We start from the raw sequence: 20,868 nt of genomic DNA, 5'->3' as shown, positions 1-20,868 counted from the left end.
ACCAGGAGTTCTTCGTGACTACTACAGCCACCTCAACCACCGCCGTCAGCAACCAGCCGCTGGCTGAGCTTGACCCTGAAATCGCCGCAGTCCTGGACCAGGAGCTCGGCCGCCAGCGCGGCACCCTGGAAATGATTGCGTCCGAAAACTTCGCCCCCCGCGCCGTGATGGAGGCCCAGGGCTCAGTCCTCACCAACAAGTACGCTGAGGGTTACCCGGGCCGCCGCTACTACGGCGGCTGCGAATACGTTGACGTTGCCGAGCAGCTGGCCATCGACAGGGTCAAGGCACTCTTCGGCGCCGAGTACGCCAACGTCCAGCCGCATTCCGGTGCGCAGGCCAACGCCGCCGCGCTGTCCGCCATGATCACCCCGGGCGACAAGATCCTGGGGCTGTCCCTGGCCCACGGCGGCCACCTGACGCACGGCATGAAGCTGAACTTCTCCGGCAAGCTCTACAACGTGGCTGCCTACCAGGTGGAGGAAGACAACTTCCGCATCGACATGGACAAGCTGCGTGAGCAGGCCATCGCCGAAAAGCCGCAGGTCATCATCGCCGGCTGGTCCGCCTACCCGCGCCACCTGGACTTCGGCGCCTTCCGCTCCATCGCCGATGAGGTGGGCGCACTGCTCTGGACCGACATGGCGCACTTCGCCGGCCTGGTGGCCGCCGGCCTGCACCCGAGCCCGGTGCCGCACTCCGACGTCGTCACCTCCACCGTGCACAAGACCCTCGCCGGTCCGCGCTCCGGTGTGATCCTGGCCAAGCAGGAGTGGGCCAAGAAGCTGAACTCCAACGTGTTCCCGGGCCAGCAGGGCGGCCCGCTCATGCACGTCATCGCTGCCAAGGCCGTGGCCTTCAAGATCGCCGGCACCGAGGAATTCAAGGAGCGCCAGGAGCGCGTCCTGGAAGGCGCCAGGATCATCGCTGACCGCCTCAACCAGGCCGACGTCGCCGAAGCCGGCGTGTCCGTCCTGACCGGCGGCACCGATGTGCACCTGGTCCTGGTTGACCTGCGCAACTCGCAGCTGGACGGCCAGCAGGCGGAAGACCTCCTGCACTCTGTGGGCATCACCGTCAACCGGAACGCCGTTCCGTTCGACCCCCGCCCCCGATGGTCACCTCCGGCCTGCGCATCGGCACCCCGGCCCTGGCCACCCGCGGCTTCGGTGCCGCCGAGTTCACCGAGGTGGCCGAGATCATCGCCACCGCGCTGAAGGCCGGCACCGGCGCCGACGTCGAGTCCCTGCAGGCACGCGTCGACAAGCTCGCCGCCGACTTCCCGCTGTACCCGCAGCACGAGCAGTGGTGACCCATGACTGAAGCAACCAAGACTGCCCGGATCCTTGACGGCCGCGCAGCAGCCGCCGCCATCAAGGCCGAACTGACCGAGCGTGTGGCTGCCCTGAAGGCCAGCGGCATCACCCCCGGCATCGCCACGGTGCTGGTGGGCGCGGACCCCGCCTCCCAGCTGTATGTGTCCATGAAGCACAAGCAGTCGGTGGAGATCGGGATGAACTCCATCCAGCGCGAGCTTCCCGGCGATGCCACCCAGGAGCAGGTTGAGGCCCTCATTGACGAACTCAATGCGGACCCCACCTGCCACGGCTACATCGTCCAGCTGCCGCTCCCCAAGCACCTGGACACCGACGCCATCCTTGAACGGATCGATCCCGACAAGGACGCCGACGGCCTGCACCCCACCAACCTCGGCCGGCTGGTGCTCAACGTCAACGGCAAGATCACCTCGCCGCTGCCGTGCACACCCCGCGGTGTCATCGAGTTGCTACTGCGCAACGGCTACGACCTCAAGGGCAAGCACGTGGTGGTGGTTGGCCGCGGTGTTACCATCGGCCGGTCCATCGGCCTGCTGCTGACCCGGCGCGAAATCAACGCTACGGTGACGCTGACCCACACCGGCACCACCAACATGTCCGAGCTGCTGCGCCAGGCGGACGTGATCGTGGGTGCGGCGGGTGCCAAGCACATCGTCAAGGCCTCGGACGTGAAGCCCGGCGCTGCCGTCCTGGACGTCGGTGTCACCCGGGAAACCGACCCCGAAACGGGCAAGAGCAGGGTCCACGGTGACATCGATCCCGCCGCTGCCGACGTGGCCGGCTGGATCTCGCCGAACCCCGGCGGCGTGGGCCCGATGACCGTGGCACTGCTGATGACCAACGTGGTGGAAGCCGCGGAGCGCAAGGCGGGCATCGCCTAAGTGCGCAGGGCAAACAGCCCGACGGCGGCACGTACCCATCCAGGTGCGTGCCGCCGTCGTAGTTAACACAGGTGTGTTACCGCGGACTCTTCCGCAGAGCCAAAAGCCCCGCTAGTCTGCGGAGGTGCACAACGAAGCCATCCTTCCCTCCGCTGCCCGGGCGGGCGGCCGGGACGCGCCCCGCACTGTCGTCAGCGCCGAAAACCTGACCAAAAAGTACGGTGATGTGGCCGCCGTGGACGGTATTTCCTTCAGCGTCCCGGCAGGGGAGTCCTTTGGCCTGCTGGGGCCCAACGGAGCCGGCAAATCCACCACCATGAAGATGATCGGCGGTGTCACCGGCCGCACCTCCGGCAGCCTGCACATCATGGGCCTGGACCCGGACTTGCACGGGCCGGAAGTGCGGGCCCATCTTGGTGTGGTGCCGCAGCAGGACAACCTGGACGAGGAGCTCCGGGTCCGTGACAACCTCCTGGTGTACGGCCGGTACTTCGGCCTGCCCATGAGCTATTTGAAGCCCAAGGCTGACGAACTGCTTGAGTTCGCGCAGCTGACCGACAAAGCGAAGTCCAAGGTGGACGCACTGTCCGGCGGCATGAAGCGGCGACTGACGATCGCCCGCTCGCTGATCAACGAACCGCGGATCCTGCTGCTGGACGAACCCACCACCGGCCTTGACCCGCAGGCCCGGCACATCCTCTGGGACCGCCTGTTCCGGCTCAAGGAACAAGGCGTCACGCTGATCCTGACCACCCACTACATGGACGAGGCCGAACAGCTCTGCGACCGGCTCATCGTGGTGGACAAGGGCAGGATCATGGCCGAAGGGTCACCGGCGCAGCTGATCCGCGGGCATTCCACCCGGGAAGTGGTGGAGCTGCGCTTCGGATCGGAGCGGAACACCACCATCGCCGCCGAACTGGACGGCATCGGGGAGCGGCTGGAAGTCCTGCCGGACCGGGTGCTGATCTACACGCATGACGGCGAGTCGGCGCTGGAGCAGGTGGCGTCCCGCGGTTTGAGGCCGCTGACATCGCTGGTCCGCAGGTCCTCGCTGGAAGACGTGTTCCTTCGGCTGACAGGCAGGAGCCTGGTTGACTGAGAACAGCGGCGCGCCCCTCCGGGCGGAGGGTCCCGCCGCCCATGGCCCGGTCGCGCACGGTCCGGCCGCAGCAGCTGCGAAGGCACGCCGCTGGGGCTCCGTCTACTACATGGAACATGTGCTCCGGGTCATGAAGGGGTACAGCTGGTCCCTGCTGATGTACAGCGTGGGCCACCCGGTTGCCTACCTGTTCGCGATGGGCGTGGGCCTGGCCACCCTCGTGGATGCGCAAGGGGCCGGAGCCTTCGGGGGAGTGGGGTATGTGACGTACGTGGCACCCGCCCTGCTGATCTCCGCTGCCGTGATGACGGCCGCCAACGAATTCACGTTCCCGGTGATGGCCGGCTTCAAGTGGCGGCGGACGTACTACGGGCCGCACGCTTCGCCGCTGACGCCCGGGCAGATTGCTGCCGGGCACATCATGGCGGTGACCCTGCGGTTCCTGCTGCAGTCGGCCGTGTATTTTGCTGCGGTGGCCCTTTTCGGCGCGGCTCCGGGCGGGTGGGGGTGGGTGACCATCCTGGTGGCCACACTGGCGGCGCTTTCCTTCGGCTTGCCGCTGATGGCCTATTCAGCGTCTATTACTGAGGACAAGGGCCAGTTCGCGCTGGTGATGCGCTTTATTGTGATGCCGCTGTTCCTGTTTTCCGGGACGTTCTTTCCGCTGGACTCGCTGCCGCCGGCGGTGCGGTGGATTGGTTGGATTTCCCCGATCTGGCACGGTACGGAGCTGGGACGGGTCTTCAGTTACGGCTATCAGGAGCCGCCGCTGCTGACTGTTCTGCATGTGGTGGTGCTGGTGGGCCTTGCCGTGGCGGGCTGGTTCCTCACACGGCGGCAGTATGCCCTGAGGATGGGCCGATGAGCACCGGACTGCCGGTGAAGAGCGCTGCGGACGCGGCCCGCAGCAGGACCTTCGGCGCGTTGTATTCGCGCAATGCGAAAGCGGTGATTGCGCGCGGGCTGCTGGCGACAAAGAGCACCAACTGGCTGGTGATGCTCTCAGGTTTCTTCGAGCCGGTCCTGTTTCTGATCTCCATGGGAGTGGGTCTCGGCGCGATCGTGGGCCCGGTGGAGGGCCCGGGCGGCGGGGACACCAGCTACGCCGCGTACATCGCCCCGGCCCTGCTGGCCGTTTCGGCCATGAACGGAGCCGTGTACGACTCCACCTGGAACGTGTTCTTCAAAATGAATTTCGCCAAGCTCTACCAGGGCATGCTGTACACCTCGTTGGGGCCGCTGGATGTTGCGCTGGGTGAGATCTTCCTTGCCCTGCTGCGCGGGCTCCTCTACGCCCTGGGCTTCACGGCAGTCATCGGCGTGATGGGCTTGATCACCACACCGTGGGCCCTGCTGATGATCCCGGCCTCAGTGTTGATCGCGTTCGGGTTCGCGAGCATCGGGATGGGGATCACGAGTTTCCTGAAGACCTTCCAGCAGATGGACTGGATCAACTTCATCATGCTGCCCATGTTCCTGTTCAGCGCCACCTTCTACCCGCTGGCCGTGTACCCGCAGCCCATCCAGTGGCTGATCCAGGCCATGCCGCTGTGGCACGGCGTGGAACTGCTGCGGCAGATCAGCGTGGGTGCGTTTACGGCGGCCACGCCCATCCACATCGGCTACTACCTGGCGATGACCGCCGCCGGCATGCTGCTCACCACCATGCGGCTGCGCCAGCTGTTCCTCAAATAGCCCGTTCGCCGGGGGTGGAAGGCGGCGGGAGCATGCCCGGGCGTTTGAGAGAATGGGTGCATGCAATCTCTGGGCAGCTCCAAGTCATCCTCCAAACCCGCCAGGGGCGGATTCTCGATGTTCCGCATCAGCGGGCCGGGACTGATGGTCCTCGTCACCGCCTTTATTGTGGCTGTGATCTTCGCCGCCAACCAGAACGACGTCGTGGGCTGGGTCGTTGCCGTCATTGCCTTCTTCTGGCTCGCCCTTGCGTCCTTCGTGGTCTTCAGTATCCAGAAGGCGGCCAAGAAGGCCGGCGCGAAGCTGACCGAAGCCCAGAACGCCTTCACCACGGCCGCCGGGCGCGGCCCGTACGCCGGTGCGGACCAGGGCGGAACCCGGGTTGTTGCCGAGCGCGGCCAGGCGGACGAGGTCCGCGACCTCAAGCTGGACCACTCCTTCAAGATCGTCCAGGTGCAGATCCGGGTGGTGGAAGAAGAGCGGGCCAAGGGCGCTGCCGCCAACCAGGACACCATCAACCGGGCCCTGGAAACCATCGAGATCACCGCCACGAACGCCCGGGACATGATCAAGTCCTCCGGCAGCGGAGAGCCGGTCACCGGAACCATCATCGACTAGAGTGGAGCGGGTGAGCTCGGCATTGAAGAAGGACCACCTTCGCATCGCATCCGTCAACGTCAATGGCCTTCGGGCTGCCTTCAAGAACGGTATGGCGGCGTGGCTGGAGCCGCGCGAAGTGGACATCCTTTGCCTCCAGGAGGTCCGCGCCCCTGACGCGATCGTCCGGCAGCTGCTGGGCGAAGGCTGGCACATCCTGCATGCAGAGGCAGAAGCCAAAGGCCGTGCCGGCGTCGCCATCGCCTCACGCGAGGAGCCGCTGGAAACCCGGAACGGCATCGGCGATGACTACTTCGCAACGGCGGGCCGCTGGGTCGAGGCCGATTTCCGCTTCGCCGACGCCGCCGGACGCCCGGTCCAGCTCACCGTGGCCAGCGCCTACGTCCACTCGGGCGAGGTGGGCACGCCCAAGCAGGACGACAAGTTCCGCTTCCTGGACGCGATGAGTACCCGCCTGCCGGAGCTGACCAAGCACAGTGACCATGCCCTGGTGGTGGGCGACCTCAACGTGGCCCACACGCCCCGGGACATCCGGAACTCAAAGGCCAACCTCAAGAAGGCGGGCCACCTGCCGGAAGAACGGGTGTACTTCGACCGCTTCTTCGGCGAGGAGATCGGCTGGCAGGACGTCCACCGCAACCTTGCCGGTGATATTGACGGGCCCTACACCTGGTGGTCCCAGCGCGGAAAGGCGTTCGACAACGACACCGGCTGGCGCATCGACTACCACCTGGCCACCCCGGAGCTCGCTTCCTCCGCCATCTCGGCCGTTGTTGACCGGGCGGCCTCGTGGGACACCCGCTTCTCCGACCATGCCCCGCTCGTAGTGGACTACCAGCTCTAAGCCCCGAAGGTTTCCTCCCCATGACTACCCAGACTTCCCCTGCCACCAAAAAGCGCATCCTCTCCGGCGCCAAGCCCACGGCCGATTCGCTGCACCTGGGCAACTACATCGGTGCCGTCCGCAACTGGGTGGACATGCAGGCCGAGTACGATGCTGTGTTCTTTATTCCGGATCTGCACGCCATCACCGTGGACTTCGATCCTGCGGAACTGGCCAAGCGCACCCGCATCGTGGCAGCCCAGTACATCGCGGCCGGCATCGACCCGGACAAGAGCATCTTCTTCGTCCAGTCCCATGTGCCGGAGCACGCGCAGCTGGCCTGGGCGCTGAACTGCATCACCGGCTTCGGTGAAGCGTCCCGGATGACCCAGTTCAAGGACAAGACCCAGAAATCCGGCGCGGACGCTGCCACCCTGGGACTGTTCGCGTACCCCACCCTGATGGCGGCGGACATCCTGCTGTACCAGACCGACCTCGTGCCGGTGGGGGAGGACCAGCGCCAGCACCTGGAGCTGACCCGGAACCTGGCGCAGCGGTTCAACACGAAGTTCGGGGCCACCTTCACGGTCCCGGAAGCCACCATCGTGAAGGAACGCGCCAAGATCTACGACCTCCAGAATCCAAGCGCCAAGATGTCCAAAACGGGGGAGTCACCCAACGGGGCCATCCAGCTGCTCGAGGACCCCAAGATCGCCGCCAAGCGCATCAAGTCCGCCGTCACGGATGCCGGCACGGAGATCCGTTTCGACCAGGAGGAGAAGCCGGGCATCTCGAACCTGCTCACCATCTACTCCTCCCTCACCGGCAAGTCCGTCGCCGAACTCGAAGCCGAGTACCAGGGCAAGATGTACGGCCATCTCAAGGTCGACCTGGCCGAGGTGGTGGTGGAGTTCGTCACGCCGCTGCGCGACCGCACCAACGAGCTCATGGAGGACCCGGCTGAGCTGGACCGGCTGCTGGCCCACGGCGCCGAGCGCGCCCGGGAAATCGCCTCCGTTACCCTCGGCCAGGTGTATGAGCGCATGGGCTTCCTCCCGTCCTTCTCCCTCGCTGGAGTCCGCTAGCGCCATGCCATCCAGCAAAGTCACCGCAAGGGAAGGCTCCCGCTCCTCTCAGGCAGCGGGAAGGCCCGGTAACCCCCAAGGCGACCCAGCGGAGGACACCGGCGCGGCCGGGAATGGGCCGTCCCGGACAGAAGACATCAGCGTAGGAGTCATCCTGGGCTTTCCGCCGGAGGTGGCTGAGGAACTGCAGCGCTGGCGGGCTTCCTTTGGGGATCCCCTCGCAGGCGTGGTACCGGCCCACATCACCTTGGTGACCACCACGCCTACCCAGGACTGGGAGGCCACCCGCGAGCACGTGCGGGACGTGGCCCGCAGCCAAAGCCCCTTTATGGTCACCATCGCCGGTACCGGAACGTTCCGCCCGGTTTCCCCCGTGGTCTTCATCAACGTGGAGGAGGGCTTCGAGGCCTGCGTGGACCTGCACGAAAAGCTCCAGCAGGGCCCACTCCAGCGGGAACTGCCCTTCGCCTACCACCCGCACGTCACCATCGCCCACGACGTCGCGCCGGAAAGCCTCGATGAAGCCGAAACGGTCCTGAAAAACTACAGAGCCACCTTCCCCGTGGTTAGCATGGGACTCTACGAGCACGATGCGGACGGCATCTGGCAGCTACGGGAAGAGCTGGACTTTGGGACCGAAACTGACAGCGACGCCGGCGCCGGATTCACGGACGCCGCCGCGGACACAGCAACCGAAACAGGCTGACCAACAGCCCCTTCCCACTGAGCAGGCGCAGCTGAAGCTTGCCGTCATCCAGAAGCGGATGGAGCTGGGGAAGGCGCGCCGGTCCGGGGGAACCTTTTTCGCCACCGTGACCGCCACATCCCAATGGCTGCTGGCCCGGCTCAACGCGTTGCGCCCCATGCGGGCATTCCGGCACTACAACCTGCAGCGCGGTCCACTGATGAGCGCCGGCATTGGCTTCAATATGTTTTTCTCCATCACCGGCCTTCTCACTACCGGTTTCTCCGTCGCCGGACTTGTGCTGCGGGGGCAGCCGGACCTGCTGGACACCATCATCAGCAGCGTGGCGTCGAGTGCGCCCGGGCTGTTGAAGCTGAACGGCACTGCGGGCCTGGTGGATCCGCAGGACCTGCTGAATCCGGACGGGCTGGGCTGGACTGCAGTCATCGGCTCACTGGTGACGGTGGTCACCTCCCTCCGGTGGATTTCCGGTATCCGGGAAGGGCTGCGCGGAGTGCTGCAATTGCCGCCGCTGCTGGTCAATCCCGTCCTCCTGAAGCTGCGCGATGCCGGAACGCTGCTGCTCCTGGGTGTGGCGCTGGTGATCAGCGCCGGAGCGTCCCTGGTGTTCGGAACCGCGGCGGGATGGGTCTCTGACTTCCTCCGGCTCGACGACGTTGTGGCGGGACCTCTGGCCACCTCCGTGAAAATCTCCGTTCCGCTGGTCCTCAGCTGGGCAACCGCGTTCATTATGTACAGGTTCGCGGCCAGCCTGAAGCTCTCCCGGCGGGCGCTGCTCGAAGGGACCATCCTGGCGGCCGTGGGTACCGGGGTGCTGCAGATTTTCAGTACCGAGCTGCTGGCGGGCGCCGGCCGCAATCCCATCCTGGCGCCGTTCGCCATCATCATCGGCCTGCTGATCTGGTTCAACCTGGTGAGCCAGGTCTACCTGCTCTCGGCCGCGTGGGCCGCCGTCCGTGAAGCCGACCTGAAGGCACCATCCAGCGGGCATGAGAAGGGCACCTGGGGAGCGCGCCAGGTCCAGCCGGGAAAGGTGCCCGTCCATCCGGATGGCGGCCCTGCGGTGACTGCCCGGCGCCGAGGTACTGGCCGGCCCCGGCAGGGATGAAGCAGGCCTAGGGGGCCGGCACCAGTCCTTCCCACTCCACAGTCCAGCCGGAAGGAAAGCCGGGGGCGTTCCGGTCCGGTCCGTTGTCCCAGCCTGCGGCCATCAGGGCGACGGCGGCGAGCAGCCCGCCGTTGCCCGGCAGGTACAGCGGCAGTGAATCCGTCTGGCGGTTGTGCCCGTTGGGCAGGACGGTGTTCTTCCCCGCGTCCATCAGGAGTGCGTTCACAGCAGCCTCCGGGTCGCCGAGGCGCGCCGCGGTCATGGCCATCACGGGATAGTCCCAGCCCCAGGTGCTGCCCCAGTCCCAGCCGGCGAGCACGTCCGCCAGTGTTGCCCTCATGATCTCCGCGTCGATCAGGTCAGTCTCCGGCAGCACACCGAGCGCGCAAAGCATCGAGGGGTGGTCCGTCCGTATGGTGAAGGGTTCCGAATCGATGGCGGCGTACACGCCATTGATGACCCCCGGCTTCACCAGCCCGTCGGCCACCTCCCGCCAGGCCGGAACGGGCTCGAGTCCCAGCCGTTCCCGCCAGGCGGCCGCGGTCCGAAGGCCCCACTGCCAATACGCGAGCTCGAACGTGGGGTTGGTAACGGACCCCCGGATGCTGCCGTAGCTCTCCTGCGCCGGAATCAGGGGCGGCCCCAGCTCAAAGCCACGCGCGGTGGGATGGGCGAAGCTGGCCATAAACGCGGCGGTTTCGAACACGATCTCCGCGAACTCCTCCAGCACCTCGCGGCCGGGGCTGGCACGGTACACCAGTTCGGCCAGGTGGATGGGGTGCGGCTGCTGCCAGATAAGGAACGTCCCGATGGGGCTGGGGCTCTCCCTGCCGTCCGGGCCAACCTGCTTTGGCCAGCGGACGCCGTCGAAACCCTGCGCCCTGGCTGTTTCCCGCGACGTTTCCAGCACTGTGGCGTACCACCGCAGTGAGGGCAGCAGGAGCTCGGGGCGGTTCCAGTGGGCAAAGTGGGCGGCATGCCACCAGTGCATTTCAAGGTGGAAGCGGCCCCGCCAGGAATTGCAGACCAGCCCTGTTTCCTGCGGCGGCAAGGAACCTGAGCAATTGATGGCGGTCAAGTACTGCGAGAGGACAATCCGGCGCTCCAGCTCTTTCGCCCGCGGATCATCCCTCGCCTCCAGCTCGATGGCGCCACCCGAGGACCAGAACCGGGGCCACGAGGCGGCCGAGGCCGCGGCAACGGCACTGCCCGCAGAAAGGTCTTCTGAAAGCACGACGGCGGTTCCTGCCCCGGTGCCCCTGCTGGGCTTTGCTGCCATGCGGGACTGCCTGTTGCCACCTCGGGGGATGCAGTCACCGGATCCGGCTGGGGCAAAAGCAATGGCAAGGTCCAGGACATCAACGCTGTCCTGGCCCTGGGCAGCGCCGGTGGAAGTAATCCGAAGACGGTGCTGCCCGGTCTGCTCCACCGCAAGGGTTGTGCCCGTGACCACCACCTGGTAGCGGGAGTTGTCCAGCCTGCGCTCCGCAATCCAGCTGGTGGAGCCGGTATGGACCGCTGAAGGGGCAGGCTCCTTCAGCGTGGTGCTGTGGGCATCGGGACTGTCCCAGTCTGCGGCATCGTGCCAGGCCTCGGAGCCGTAGGGAAAATCGACGGCAATGACCAGGCCCGCACGCAGCGCGGGTGACTCCACGCGCAGGCCGATTTCATCACGGTCCGGGTGGCACGCCGTAGTGACGGTGACCGGGTGGCCAGCCAGAGTGAAGGTGCTGGTCACCACTCCCGTCCACAGGTCCAGCGTCTGCTGGGGCCCGGAGATGTCGGCAGCAGTGAGCGAACGTTCCGCACCGTTCTCAACGAGCCGGAAACCGATGCGTCCCAGGTCCAGGCGGTGGGGATTGGCCCGGAGCCACGTTTCGGCCCGCGAGGCGTCCGTCTCGCGGTCATTGACGATGTCGCCCACCATATCGACGTACGGCACGGGACCGCGCGGCGAGTCGTAGAGGACGGTGGAACCTGCCAGCTCATATGGCTGGGCGGGGGGTATGGCGTGCCAGCCCCACTGTGCCTGGGTCCCAAGGAGCGTTCCGGGCGGGAGTTCGTCCCGTGCACCCACCGGGTAGGTGCCGGGGAGGGACTGCAGCCCCGTGAGGTCCATGGTGAAGGCGAACTCGCCGTTGCCCACAGAGACGGGGCTTCGGGGATCGAGTTTCTCCTGGCACACGTTGTGGCGCCGGACGAGTGCCTCCCTGTTGATGGCGGTGCCGGCAGATCCGGCTGAAGGAACTCCTGGTCTGGTGATGCTCTGGCTGTGCACGCTGCACGCCCTCCCGGTGCTGGTGCTGGGCTGTAAAAGGAAACAGGCCAGAAAGCGGTTTCTGGACGCGTTCCATCCTTATGGCCTGCCCCGGACGCTGTCAACCCCGGCGGCCGAAAGCCTTCCTGCCAACCCCTTGACCCTTCGCAGTGCTCCTTGATACGTTTCACGAAACCGCTTTCTGACCCGGAAGAAGTTTGCCCGATGACGCGTAAAGTGCTTGAAAGAATCCGTAAATCAGTCACAATGCTCACCGCACTGGGCCTTTTGGGCGTCACTGCGGGATGCTCCGGCGCGCCCTCCAACCAGCCCGCGGACGGCCCTGTGGAGATCCGATTTTCCTGGTGGGGGAACGCCGGGCGGGCGGAGCTGACCAACAAGGCCATTGCCGAATTCGAGGCTGCCAATCCCAACATCAAGGTCAAGCCCGAATACGGCGACATTGGCGGATACTTCGACAAGCTCGCCACGCAGGTAGCGGCCAACGATGCTCCTGACGTGATCACCATGGGCGGGGCGTACCCGGCCGAATACGCCAACCGCGGCGCGCTGCTGGACCTGTCCACGGTGAGCGGTTCCCTGGATCTGTCAAAGATGGACCAGGGTGCGCTGGAAAACGGGCAGGTCCAGGGCAAGCAATATGGCGTCTCTACCGGTGCGAATGCACTCTCAATTGTCGTGAATCCTGCGGTTTTCCAGGCAGCCGGTGTTGCCGTTCCGGATGACAGCACCTGGAGTTGGGAGGATTTCGCGAGGACCGCCGCAGAGATCACGTCAAAGAGTCCCAAAGGTACCTATGGAACGGCCACAGTGCTCACCCATGATTCCCTGGACGCCTTTGCACGCCAGCACGGCGAATCGTTGTACACACAGGACGGGCAGCTCGGGCTGAACCAGGATACGGTCCGGGACTACTTCGACTACTCGTCGAAGCTCAGCGAAACGGGAGCGGCGCCGAGTGCGTCCGAGACTGTGGAAAAGCTCGACGTGAGTACCGAGCAAACGCTGATGGGCATGGGCAAGGCTGCCATGATGCTCACCTGGAGCAACTCACTGTCCGCGCTGAGCAAGGCCTCGGGCGCCGACCTGCGGCTGCTCAAGCTCCCCGGCGAAACACCCACTCCCGGGATCTGGCTGCAGTCATCGCAGTTCTACACCATCTCGGCGCGGAGCAAGCAAGCAGATGCCGCCGCGAAGCTGATCAGCTTCCTGGTGAACAACGAGGCGGCCGCAAAGATCATCCAGAGCGACCGCGGGGTCCCCAGCAATTCCGAAATGCGCGACGCCATTAAGGACCTCCTGACGCCCCAGGGCAAGGTGGAGGCGGCGTATATCGACCAGATCGGCAAGATGGACTTCGCCCCCACCTTCATTGGTCCCACCGGATCAACGGCCGTCTCCGAGATCACCGCCCGCATCAACACCGAAGTCCTGTTCAGGCGGCTCACTCCTGAGAAGGCAGCCGAACAATGGATCAGCGAAAGCAAGGCCGCCATCGGCAAATAGCCACCTCTGCGGCCCGGCAGCCTGGGCCGCCCGGCCGGCTACTGCCCGGCGTCGAGGTACTGGTCCGCCCAGGCAGCGATAATCCGCGCAGCCCGTGCCGCCTGACCCTTCCCGGTCAGCAGGTGGTCGCTGCCCTCAAGCGACACGAAGTTCCGCGGATGCCGTGCGGTCTGGAAAATGGTGCTGGCATTTTCGATCCCCACAGTGTTGTCGGTGGGGGAGTGCAGCACCATCAGCGGCTTGTGCAGCTGCTTGATGCAGTCGGTCAGGTCCGCGTTTTCCAGGTCCTCCACAAAGTGCTTGCGGATCTCCACGCGCTTCCCGCCAAGGTCCACCTCGGCGCTGCCTTCGCTGAGGATTTTGTCCAGGGCGGCGTCGAACACGTGGGCCACGTGCTTGGGTGAGAACGGCGCCCCAACAGTCGCTACGGCGTCGAGCTCGGGGATCTCACGCGCTGCAGCGAGCACGGCTGCGCCGCCGAAGGAGTGGCCCACCAGAAGGGAAATCTCTTTGCCTTCGCTGCGCATGAACTCGGCCGCCTTAACGGTATCGGCCACCTTGTGGCTGAAGGAGCCCGCGGACCACTCGCCGGCGGATCCGCCGAGGCCCAGGTTGTCGAACCGCAGCATTCCCACGCCGCTGTCCGCCAGAGCCTTGCACATCCTCGACGCGGAGGGCGCGTCCTTGCCAAGGGTGAACCCGTGGGAGAAGACGCCCCAGCCCTTGACCGGGCCGTCGGGAATGTCGATGATGCCGGAGAGCATTTCGCCGGTGGAACCGGCAAACGAGACTTTTTCGGAGCGGGACACGTCGTCCCCTTTCGATGGGTACGAATGGCTGTGGGCCCACGCCCGCCGGGTTCCCTGGCCGGGCTTGCGAGCTCAGGCGGCGGGTGGGGAGAAACAACGACGGCGCCGGTCCCCCTTGGGTGGGGGACGGCGCCGTCGTTGGCCTAATCCTCTGTCAGATCTTGCGGGAGAGGATGGCCTGCTTGACCTCTTGGATGGCCTGGGTCACCTGGATGCCGCGGGGGCATGCTTCCGAGCAGTTGAAGGTGGTGCGGCAGCGCCACACGCCTTCCTTGTCGTTGAGGATCTCCAGGCGCATGTCACCGGCGTCATCACGGGAATCGAAGATGAAGCGGTGTGCGTTGACGATCGCCGCCGGGCCGAAGTACTGTCCGTCGGTCCAGAACACCGGGCAGGAGGACGTGCAGGCAGCGCACAGGATGCACTTGGTGGTGTCATCAAAGCGCTCACGGTCCTCGGCGGACTGCAGGCGTTCCCGGGTGGGCTCGTGGCCCTTGTTGATGAGGAACGGCATCACTTCGCGGTAGGACTGGAAGAACGGTTCCATGTCCACTATGAGGTCCTTCTCCACCGGCAGGCCCTTGATGGGTTCCACCGTGATGGGCTTGGACGTGTCCAGGTCCTTCAGGAGGGTCTTGCAGGCGAGGCGGTTCCGGCCGTTGATGCGCATGGCATCGGAGCCGCAGACGCCGTGGGCGCAGGAGCGGCGGAACGAAAGGCTGCCGTCGATTTCCCACTTGACCTTGTGCAGGGCATCCAGGACACGGTCCGTGCCGTACATGGTGAGGTGGTAGTCATCCCAGGTGGCCTCGCCGGAAACCTCCGGGTTGTACCGGCGCACGCGCATGTGCACATCGAACGTGGGGATTTCGCCGCCACCGCCGACGCCGGCAGGCAGTTCAATCTTTGAGGCTGGCTCAGCGATTTCAGCGGTCATCTTAGTACTTCCTCACCATCGGCTCGTAGCGGGTAAAGACAACCGGCTTGGTGGCCAGGCGGATGCCGGCAATTGATTCTGCCGATCCGTCCGCCGGGGCGTGGTCGTCCTTGTACGCCATGGAGTGCTTCATGAATTTCTCGTCGTCACGCTCCGGGAAGTCCTCGCGGAAGTGTCCGCCGCGGGATTCCTCACGGTGCAGGGCGGCCACGGTCATCACCTTGGCCAGCTCCAGCAGGAAGCCGAGTTCAACGGCCTCGAGCAGGTCAAGGTTGAAGCGCTTTCCCTTGTCCTGGACGTTGATGCGCTTGTACCGCTCCTCGAAGGAGGCGATGTCGCGCAGGACCTGGTTCAGGGTATCCGCGGTGCGGAACACCTGCATGTTGGCGTCCATGGTGTCCTGCAGTTCCTTGCGGATCTGGGCCACCTTTTCGTCGCCGGTGCCGTTGCGGGCAATGTCCAGCAGTTCGGTGGTGTACGCCAGCGGGTTCTCCGGCAGTTCCACGAAGTCGGCCGTCTTGGCGTACTCGGCTGCGGCAATGCCGGCACGCTTGCCGAAGACGTTGATGTCCAGCAGGGAGTTGGTGCCCAGGCGGTTGGAGCCGTGGACGGAGACGCAGGCAACCTCGCCGGCCGCGTAGAGGCCGGGGACCACGGTGTCGTTGTCCTGCAGGACCTCCGTGGTGATGTTGGTGGGGATGCCGCCCATGGCGTAGTGCGCGGTGGGGAACACGGGAACGGGTTCCGTGTAGGGCTCCACCCCCAGGTACGTGCGTGCGAATTCGGTGATATCCGGGAGCTTGGCGTCGATGTGCGCCGGCTCCAGGTGCGTGAGGTCCAGGAGGACGTAGTCCTTGTTCGGGCCGCAGCCGCGGCCTTCACGGACCTCGTTGGCCATGGAACGGGCCACGATGTCACGCGGCGCCAGGTCCTTGATGGTGGGGGCGTAGCGCTCCATGAAGCGCTCACCTTCCGAGTTGCGGAGGATGGCGCCTTCACCGCGGGCGGCTTCGGAGAGGAGGATGCCCAGGCCGGCGAGGCCTGTCGGGTGGAACTGGAAGAACTCCATGTCCTCCAGCGGGATGCCGCGGCGGAAGGCGATGCCCATGCCGTCGCCGGTCAGGGTGTGGGCGTTGGAGGTGGTCTTGAAGACCTTGCCGGCACCGCCGGAGGCGAACACCACGGACTTGGCTTGGAAGACGTGCAGCTCACCCGAGGCGAGGTCGTAGGAGACCACGCCGGCAACGCGCTTCTGCTTGTACGGCGTGCCGTCTTCGCGCACGGCGTCCTCTTCGACCGTCAGCAGGTCCAGGACGTAGTACTCGTTGTAGAACTCGACGTTGTGCTTGACGCAGTTTTGGTAGAGCGTCTGCAGGATCATGTGGCCGGTACGGTCTGCGGCGTAGCAGGCGCGGCGGACCGGGGCCTTGCCGTGGTCGCGGGTGTGGCCGCCGAACCGGCGCTGGTCAATCCGGCCTTCCGGCGTGCGGTTGAACGGCAGGCCCATCTTTTCCAGGTCAAGCACGGCGTCGATGGCTTCCTTCGCCATCACCTCGGCGGCATCCTGGTCCACGAGGTAGTCACCGCCCTTGACGGTGTCGAACGTGTGCCACTCCCAGTTGTCTTCCTCGACATTGGCCAGGGCCGCACACATGCCGCCCTGTGCCGCACCCGTGTGCGAGCGGGTGGGGTAGAGCTTGGTCAGTACTGCTGTGCGGGCGCGTTGACCGGATTCGATCGCCGCGCGCATGCCAGCGCCACCGGCACCGACGATGACGACGTCGTACTTATGGACCTGCATACCAGACGCTCTTTCTCTCAAAATTCGCTATAAAACAACGGGGCGGCTTCGCCCTCCCCGCAAAACAGGGCCCGCGGTAATGCCCGCGGGCCCGGGGTGGTGCTGCTGCTAGGCAGGGCAGAAACCGCCAGGCAGGGGGACGCCGTCAACCACGGGGCACGGATCGAAGGTGAAAATCACCAGGGTGCCCAGGACGATGATGACAACGGTCGCTGAGTAGAGGACGGTCTTCAGCCAGCGGCGGGTTGAATCCTTCTCGGCGTAGTCGTTGATGATGGTGCGCACACCATTGGTGCCGTGCAGCATGGCCAGCCACAGCATGGTCAGGTCCCAGAACTGCCAGAACGGGTCGGCCCATTTGCCGGCGACAAAACCGAAGTCGATGGCGTGGATGCCCTCGCCCACCAACAGGTTCACGAAGAGGTGGCCAAAGATCAGGACCACGAGCACCACGCCGGAGAGCCGCATGAACAGCCAGGCGATCATTTCGAAGTTGCCGCGGCTTCCGCCGGTGCGGCGGTACTGGGGCGCGATCCGCCCGCTGCGCGGGCTCTCAATCGTTGCTGACATGGCTAGTGACCTCCGAGCGCGAGGGATAGGTGGCGGATGGAGAAGGCGACCATGGTGACGACCCAGAGGGCCAGGACGGCCCAGAGCATCTGGCGCTGGTACTTGGCACCCTTCTTCCAGAAGTCCACCGCAATAATGCGCAGGCCGTTAAAGGCGTGGAAGACGATGGCCGCAACAAGACCGGTCTCGCCCAAGGCCATGAGGGGGTTCTTGTAAGCACCGATCACCGCGGTGTAGGCCTCGGGAGACACACGCACCAAGGAGGTGTCCAAAACGTGGACCAACAAGAAGAAAAAGATCACTACACCGGTAATACGGTGTCCTACCCAAGACCACATGCCTTCACGGCCGCGGTACAAGGTGCCAGCTGGTTTTGTCGGCACTGATAAACCTCCCTGCAACACAGCGGCGCTGGCATGAGATCCACGCGGGGGGAACGCCTGCTGCGAGAGCACTCGTAGCTCAGGCCTAAATCTAGGCTCCGCTAACAGCTTATTCAATTTAGGAACTCCTTGGTGCCCAGCAGTGGCAAGGATTTTGCTGAATAATGAGACTAACGCCACAATCGCGCGTCCAGATGAAGTCCAGGTTGGCCCGGCCGGACCCCCGAAGGGGCCGCAGCAGGCGGTCGGCTAAAGTAGGCCTTGATGAGTACAGACAAAGTGACAAGCCCGGCTTCACCCCTTGACCGCTTCATCGCGGTGATTCCGGCCGGCGGCGTGGGGACCCGCCTTTGGCCCCTGTCGCGAGCCGCAGCTCCCAAGTTCCTGCATGACCTCACCGGCTCGGGCAGCACGCTGCTGCGCGCCACCTATGACCGGCTGCACCCGCTGGCCGGCACGCGGGTGCTGGTGGTCACGGGGCAGGCCCACCGGGACGCGGTGTGCCGCCAGCTGCCGGAAGTCCAGGACGCGGACCTGGTGCTCGAGTCCGAGCCAAAGGATTCCGGTGCGGCCATTGGCCTCGCCGCGGCCATCCTGCACGAACGCGATCCCGACACCATCATGGGTTCCTTCGCCGCGGACCAGGTGATCAGCCCGGACAACCTCTTCCAGCAGGCGGTCCGCGAAGCCATCCACACCGCCGCCGCCGGCAAGATCGTCACGATCGGCATCAAGCCCACCCATCCGTCCACGGGATTCGGGTACATCCGTTCGGGCCAGGACCTGCACATCGACGGCGCTCCCAGCGCCCAGGATGTGGTGGAGTTCGTCGAAAAGCCGAACGAGGAAGTGGCGCAGCAGTACGTGGACAGCGGCAACTACGTGTGGAACGCCGGTATGTTCGTGGCCCCCGTTGCCCTTCTGCTCAAGCACCTCGAGGCCAACCAGCCCGAGCTGTTCCAGGGCCTGCAGGAAATTGCCCGCGCCTGGGACACCCCGGCCCGCGACGAGGTCACGGCCCGCGTCTGGCCCACCCTGCCCAAGATCGCCATCGATTACGCAGTGGCCGAACCTGCCGCCGAAGCCGGGGACGTCGCCGTCGTGCCCGGCTCCTTCCGTTGGGACGACGTCGGAGACTTCGCTTCCGTGGGCCGGCTCAACAGTGCCAAGGAAGTTGACGACGTCACCGTACTAGGTGAGGGCGCACGCGTGTTCACCGAGAACTCCAGCGGCGTGGTGGTGACCGACACCAAGCGCGTGATCGCGCTGATCGGGATCCAGGACGTTGTCATCGTGGATACCCCCGATGCCCTGCTTGTGACCACCATGGCCAACTCGCAGCGGGTCAAGGCCGCCGTCGACGCCCTGAAGGCCAGCGGGGATACAGACGTTCTCTAGGCCGGCGCGGCCCTGCGGATGTAACGCGGGGACCGCGATGGCCCGTAATCCGGCGACCCTCGCTAGAGTGAAGCAGTGCGCAATTACACTACGGAAACCGAGCCCACCGCGCTGGTGGCACCCTGGCTTGAGCCGCTCCTGCCGGAACTGATCGATTTCCGCCGGGACCTCCATGCGCACCCGGAACTGTCCTTCAAGGAATTCCGTACCACGGACAAGCTCGCCGAGCGGCTCGAAGCCGCAGGACTCAGCCCCCGCCGGCTGGACGGCACCGGCCTCACCGTGGATGTGGGGGAGGGGCCCATTGCCACCGCCCTGCGCGGCGACATCGATGCGCTGCCCATCATCGAGGAGACGGGCCTGCCCTTCGCCTCGAAGAACCACGGTGTAACGCACGCGTGCGGCCACGACGTCCACACCACCACCATGCTGGGCATTGCCCTGGTGCTGCACCGCATGCACCAGGAGGAACCGCTCGGCGCCACCGTCCGCATCATCTTCCAGCCCGCCGAGGAAACCATGCCCGGCGGCGCGCACTCGTGCATCGAGCAGGGCGTCCTGGACGGGGTTCCCCGCATCCTGGCCCTGCACTGTGATCCGCGCATCGAAGTGGGCAAGATCGGCACGCGCATCGGCGCCATCACCTCAGCCTCGGACACCATCCGGATCGAACTTTCCGGCCGCGGCGGCCACACCTCGCGTCCGCACCTGACCGAGGACCTGGTGTTCGCACTGGCCCAGATTGCCGTGAACGTCCCGGCCGTCCTGTCCCGCCGGGTGGATGTCCGGAGCGGAGTGTCCGTGGTCTGGGGGCAGATCTCCGCCGGCTCGGCTCCGAATGCCATTCCCGGCACCGGCTACATGGCCGGAACCATGCGCTGCCTGGACCGCGATGCCTGGCACGCCGCGGGCGAACTGCTGGATGAAGTGGTGCACCAGGTGGCGGCTCCCTACGGCGTGGACGTGCGCCTGGAGCACACCAGGGGAGTGCCGCCGGTGGTGAACTCCGAGCACGAGACGGCCATCATCGAGGCATCGGCCAGGGCGGAAATCGGCGAAAGCGCCGTGGTGCTGACCCCGCAGTCAATGGGCGGGGAGGACTTCGCCTGGTTCCTTGCCGAGCTCCCGGGCGCCATGATGCGGCTCGGCACCAAAACGCCCGGCGGCGAGGAATACGATCTCCACCGCGGCGACTACATCCTGGACGAACGGGCCCTGGGCCTGGGCATCCGGGTGCTCACGGCTGCGGCGCTGCGCACCATCCGCGACCTGTAGGGGCGGCGGCGCGCGCCGCCGTCGTACATACCAAAAACCCTGACCGGGCCTCACTGAGCCACTCGAAGTAAGTTGTGTGCAATCTAATTGCCCGTTATGGTTATGGCATGACTGATGTTCCCCGGCTGAACCGCCAGGTGTGTTTTGCGCTCTACTCCGCATCCCGTGCCGCCACTGCCGTGTACCGGCCTGTCCTCGAAGAGCTGGGCCTCACGTATCCGCAGTACCTGGTGATGCTGGTGCTGTGGGAAAGCGAGCCGCGCGGCGTGAAGGAACTGGGCGAAGAGCTCGGACTGGACTCGGGCACCCTGTCACCCCTGCTCAAGCGCCTGGAATCACTGGGGCTGGTGGAGCGCCGGCGGTCCGGAGAGGACGAACGCCGGGTCGCCATCCACCTGACGCCGGCCGGCCGGGAGTTGAGCGGTAAGGCCGGCGCCATCCCGCAGCGGCTGGCGGACGCCGCCGGGCTGACAGCCAGGGAACTGGACCAGCTGCGCGACACCCTGGGCCGGCTGACCGCCGCCCTGCACAACGCGCTCTGACACTGAAGATTTCA

General features: G+C 65.6%; 19 protein-coding genes and 1 pseudogene. 14 read left to right on the top strand and 6 right to left on the bottom strand.

Annotated elements, in window-relative coordinates:
• The first annotated feature begins 14 nt into the window (after nt 1-14).
• The 10 genes and pseudogenes from glyA (at nt 15) to ARTSIC4J27_RS14690 (ending at nt 9,355) form a co-directional block, all read left to right on the top strand.
• Nucleotides 15-1,312 (top strand): annotated as a pseudogene (gene glyA, locus ARTSIC4J27_RS14735) (serine hydroxymethyltransferase).
• A gap of 3 nt (nt 1,313-1,315) precedes the next feature.
• On the top strand, nt 1,316-2,218 hold the full coding sequence (locus ARTSIC4J27_RS14730; RefSeq protein ID WP_050055930.1) for a bifunctional methylenetetrahydrofolate dehydrogenase/methenyltetrahydrofolate cyclohydrolase: 903 nt from the start codon (nt 1,316-1,318) through the stop codon (nt 2,216-2,218).
• Nucleotides 2,219-2,342: 124 nt separating this feature from the next.
• Nucleotides 2,343-3,320, top strand: coding sequence for an ABC transporter ATP-binding protein (locus tag ARTSIC4J27_RS14725; RefSeq protein ID WP_050055929.1), 978 nt, complete (start codon nt 2,343-2,345; stop codon nt 3,318-3,320).
• On the top strand, nt 3,313-4,185 hold the full coding sequence (locus ARTSIC4J27_RS14720; RefSeq protein ID WP_050055928.1) for an ABC transporter permease: 873 nt from the start codon (nt 3,313-3,315) through the stop codon (nt 4,183-4,185). Before ARTSIC4J27_RS14725 ends, ARTSIC4J27_RS14720 begins: the two co-directional genes overlap by 8 nt.
• Nucleotides 4,182-5,015, top strand: a complete 834-nt coding sequence (locus ARTSIC4J27_RS14715) for an ABC transporter permease (protein WP_050055927.1) — start codon at nt 4,182-4,184, stop codon at nt 5,013-5,015. The genes ARTSIC4J27_RS14720 and ARTSIC4J27_RS14715 overlap by 4 nt, the downstream gene beginning before the upstream one ends.
• Nucleotides 5,016-5,075: 60 nt before the next feature.
• On the top strand, nt 5,076-5,633 hold the full coding sequence (locus ARTSIC4J27_RS14710) for a hypothetical protein (RefSeq protein ID WP_050055926.1): 558 nt from the start codon (nt 5,076-5,078) through the stop codon (nt 5,631-5,633).
• Between the two features lie 10 nt (nt 5,634-5,643).
• A complete protein-coding gene (locus ARTSIC4J27_RS14705; protein WP_050055972.1) occupies nt 5,644-6,477 on the top strand; it encodes an exodeoxyribonuclease III in 834 nt (277 codons plus the stop codon).
• Between the two features lie 20 nt (nt 6,478-6,497).
• A complete protein-coding gene (gene trpS, locus ARTSIC4J27_RS14700) occupies nt 6,498-7,541 on the top strand; it encodes a tryptophan--tRNA ligase (RefSeq protein ID WP_050055925.1) in 1,044 nt (347 codons plus the stop codon).
• Nucleotides 7,542-7,545: 4 nt separating this feature from the next.
• Nucleotides 7,546-8,247, top strand: coding sequence for a 2'-5' RNA ligase family protein (locus ARTSIC4J27_RS14695; protein ID WP_083435475.1), 702 nt, complete (start codon nt 7,546-7,548; stop codon nt 8,245-8,247).
• 58 nt (nt 8,248-8,305) lie between these two features.
• Nucleotides 8,306-9,355, top strand: a complete 1,050-nt coding sequence (locus ARTSIC4J27_RS14690; protein WP_083435474.1) for a YihY/virulence factor BrkB family protein — start codon at nt 8,306-8,308, stop codon at nt 9,353-9,355.
• 7 nt (nt 9,356-9,362) lie between these two features.
• On the opposite strand, the gene ARTSIC4J27_RS14685 is transcribed toward ARTSIC4J27_RS14690, so the two are convergent.
• Nucleotides 9,363-11,633, bottom strand: coding sequence for a hypothetical protein (locus ARTSIC4J27_RS14685; RefSeq protein ID WP_050055924.1), 2,271 nt, complete (start codon nt 11,631-11,633; stop codon nt 9,363-9,365).
• 204 nt (nt 11,634-11,837) lie between these two features.
• Here ARTSIC4J27_RS14685 and ARTSIC4J27_RS14680 point away from each other — a divergent pair, with 204 nt between their 5' ends.
• Entirely contained in the window at nt 11,838-13,139 is a 1,302-nt protein-coding gene (locus ARTSIC4J27_RS14680; protein WP_050055923.1) for an ABC transporter substrate-binding protein, read from the top strand.
• A gap of 38 nt (nt 13,140-13,177) precedes the next feature.
• Here ARTSIC4J27_RS14680 and ARTSIC4J27_RS14675 read toward each other — a convergent pair whose 3' ends face one another.
• From ARTSIC4J27_RS14675 to sdhC, 5 genes are all read right to left on the bottom strand, one after another.
• Entirely contained in the window at nt 13,178-13,948 is a 771-nt protein-coding gene (locus tag ARTSIC4J27_RS14675; protein WP_050055922.1) for an alpha/beta hydrolase family protein, read from the bottom strand.
• A gap of 154 nt (nt 13,949-14,102) precedes the next feature.
• Nucleotides 14,103-14,885 (bottom strand): succinate dehydrogenase iron-sulfur subunit, encoded by a 783-nt coding sequence (locus tag ARTSIC4J27_RS14670; RefSeq protein ID WP_050055921.1) that lies wholly within the window; start codon nt 14,883-14,885, stop codon nt 14,103-14,105.
• 1 nt (nt 14,886) lies between these two features.
• Entirely contained in the window at nt 14,887-16,686 is a 1,800-nt protein-coding gene (gene sdhA, locus ARTSIC4J27_RS14665) for a succinate dehydrogenase flavoprotein subunit (RefSeq protein WP_050055920.1), read from the bottom strand.
• Nucleotides 16,687-16,794: 108 nt separating this feature from the next.
• Nucleotides 16,795-17,256: a succinate dehydrogenase hydrophobic membrane anchor subunit gene (locus ARTSIC4J27_RS14660; protein WP_050055919.1), complete on the bottom strand. Its 462-nt coding sequence runs from the start codon at nt 17,254-17,256 to the stop codon at nt 16,795-16,797.
• A 2-nt stretch (nt 17,257-17,258) separates the two neighbouring features.
• Nucleotides 17,259-17,639 carry a succinate dehydrogenase, cytochrome b556 subunit gene (sdhC, locus tag ARTSIC4J27_RS14655; RefSeq protein ID WP_081620212.1) on the bottom strand — a complete coding sequence of 127 codons (381 nt, stop codon included), beginning with the start codon at nt 17,637-17,639 and terminating at the stop codon, nt 17,259-17,261.
• Between the two features lie 264 nt (nt 17,640-17,903).
• On the opposite strand from sdhC, the gene ARTSIC4J27_RS14650 reads away from it, so the two are divergent.
• From ARTSIC4J27_RS14650 to ARTSIC4J27_RS14640, 3 genes are all read left to right on the top strand, one after another.
• A complete protein-coding gene (locus ARTSIC4J27_RS14650) occupies nt 17,904-19,037 on the top strand; it encodes a mannose-1-phosphate guanylyltransferase (protein WP_050055918.1) in 1,134 nt (377 codons plus the stop codon).
• A gap of 75 nt (nt 19,038-19,112) precedes the next feature.
• Nucleotides 19,113-20,312: an amidohydrolase gene (locus tag ARTSIC4J27_RS14645; protein ID WP_050055917.1), complete on the top strand. Its 1,200-nt coding sequence runs from the start codon at nt 19,113-19,115 to the stop codon at nt 20,310-20,312.
• 107 nt (nt 20,313-20,419) lie between these two features.
• Nucleotides 20,420-20,854, top strand: coding sequence for a MarR family winged helix-turn-helix transcriptional regulator (locus ARTSIC4J27_RS14640; protein ID WP_050055916.1), 435 nt, complete (start codon nt 20,420-20,422; stop codon nt 20,852-20,854).
• Nucleotides 20,855-20,868 lie beyond the last annotated feature (14 nt).

It is taken from the genome of Pseudarthrobacter siccitolerans (assembly GCF_001046895.1).
Classification (GTDB): Bacteria; Actinomycetota; Actinomycetes; order Actinomycetales; family Micrococcaceae; genus Arthrobacter; species Arthrobacter siccitolerans.
This window is presented reverse-complemented; position numbering and strand designations above follow the sequence as displayed.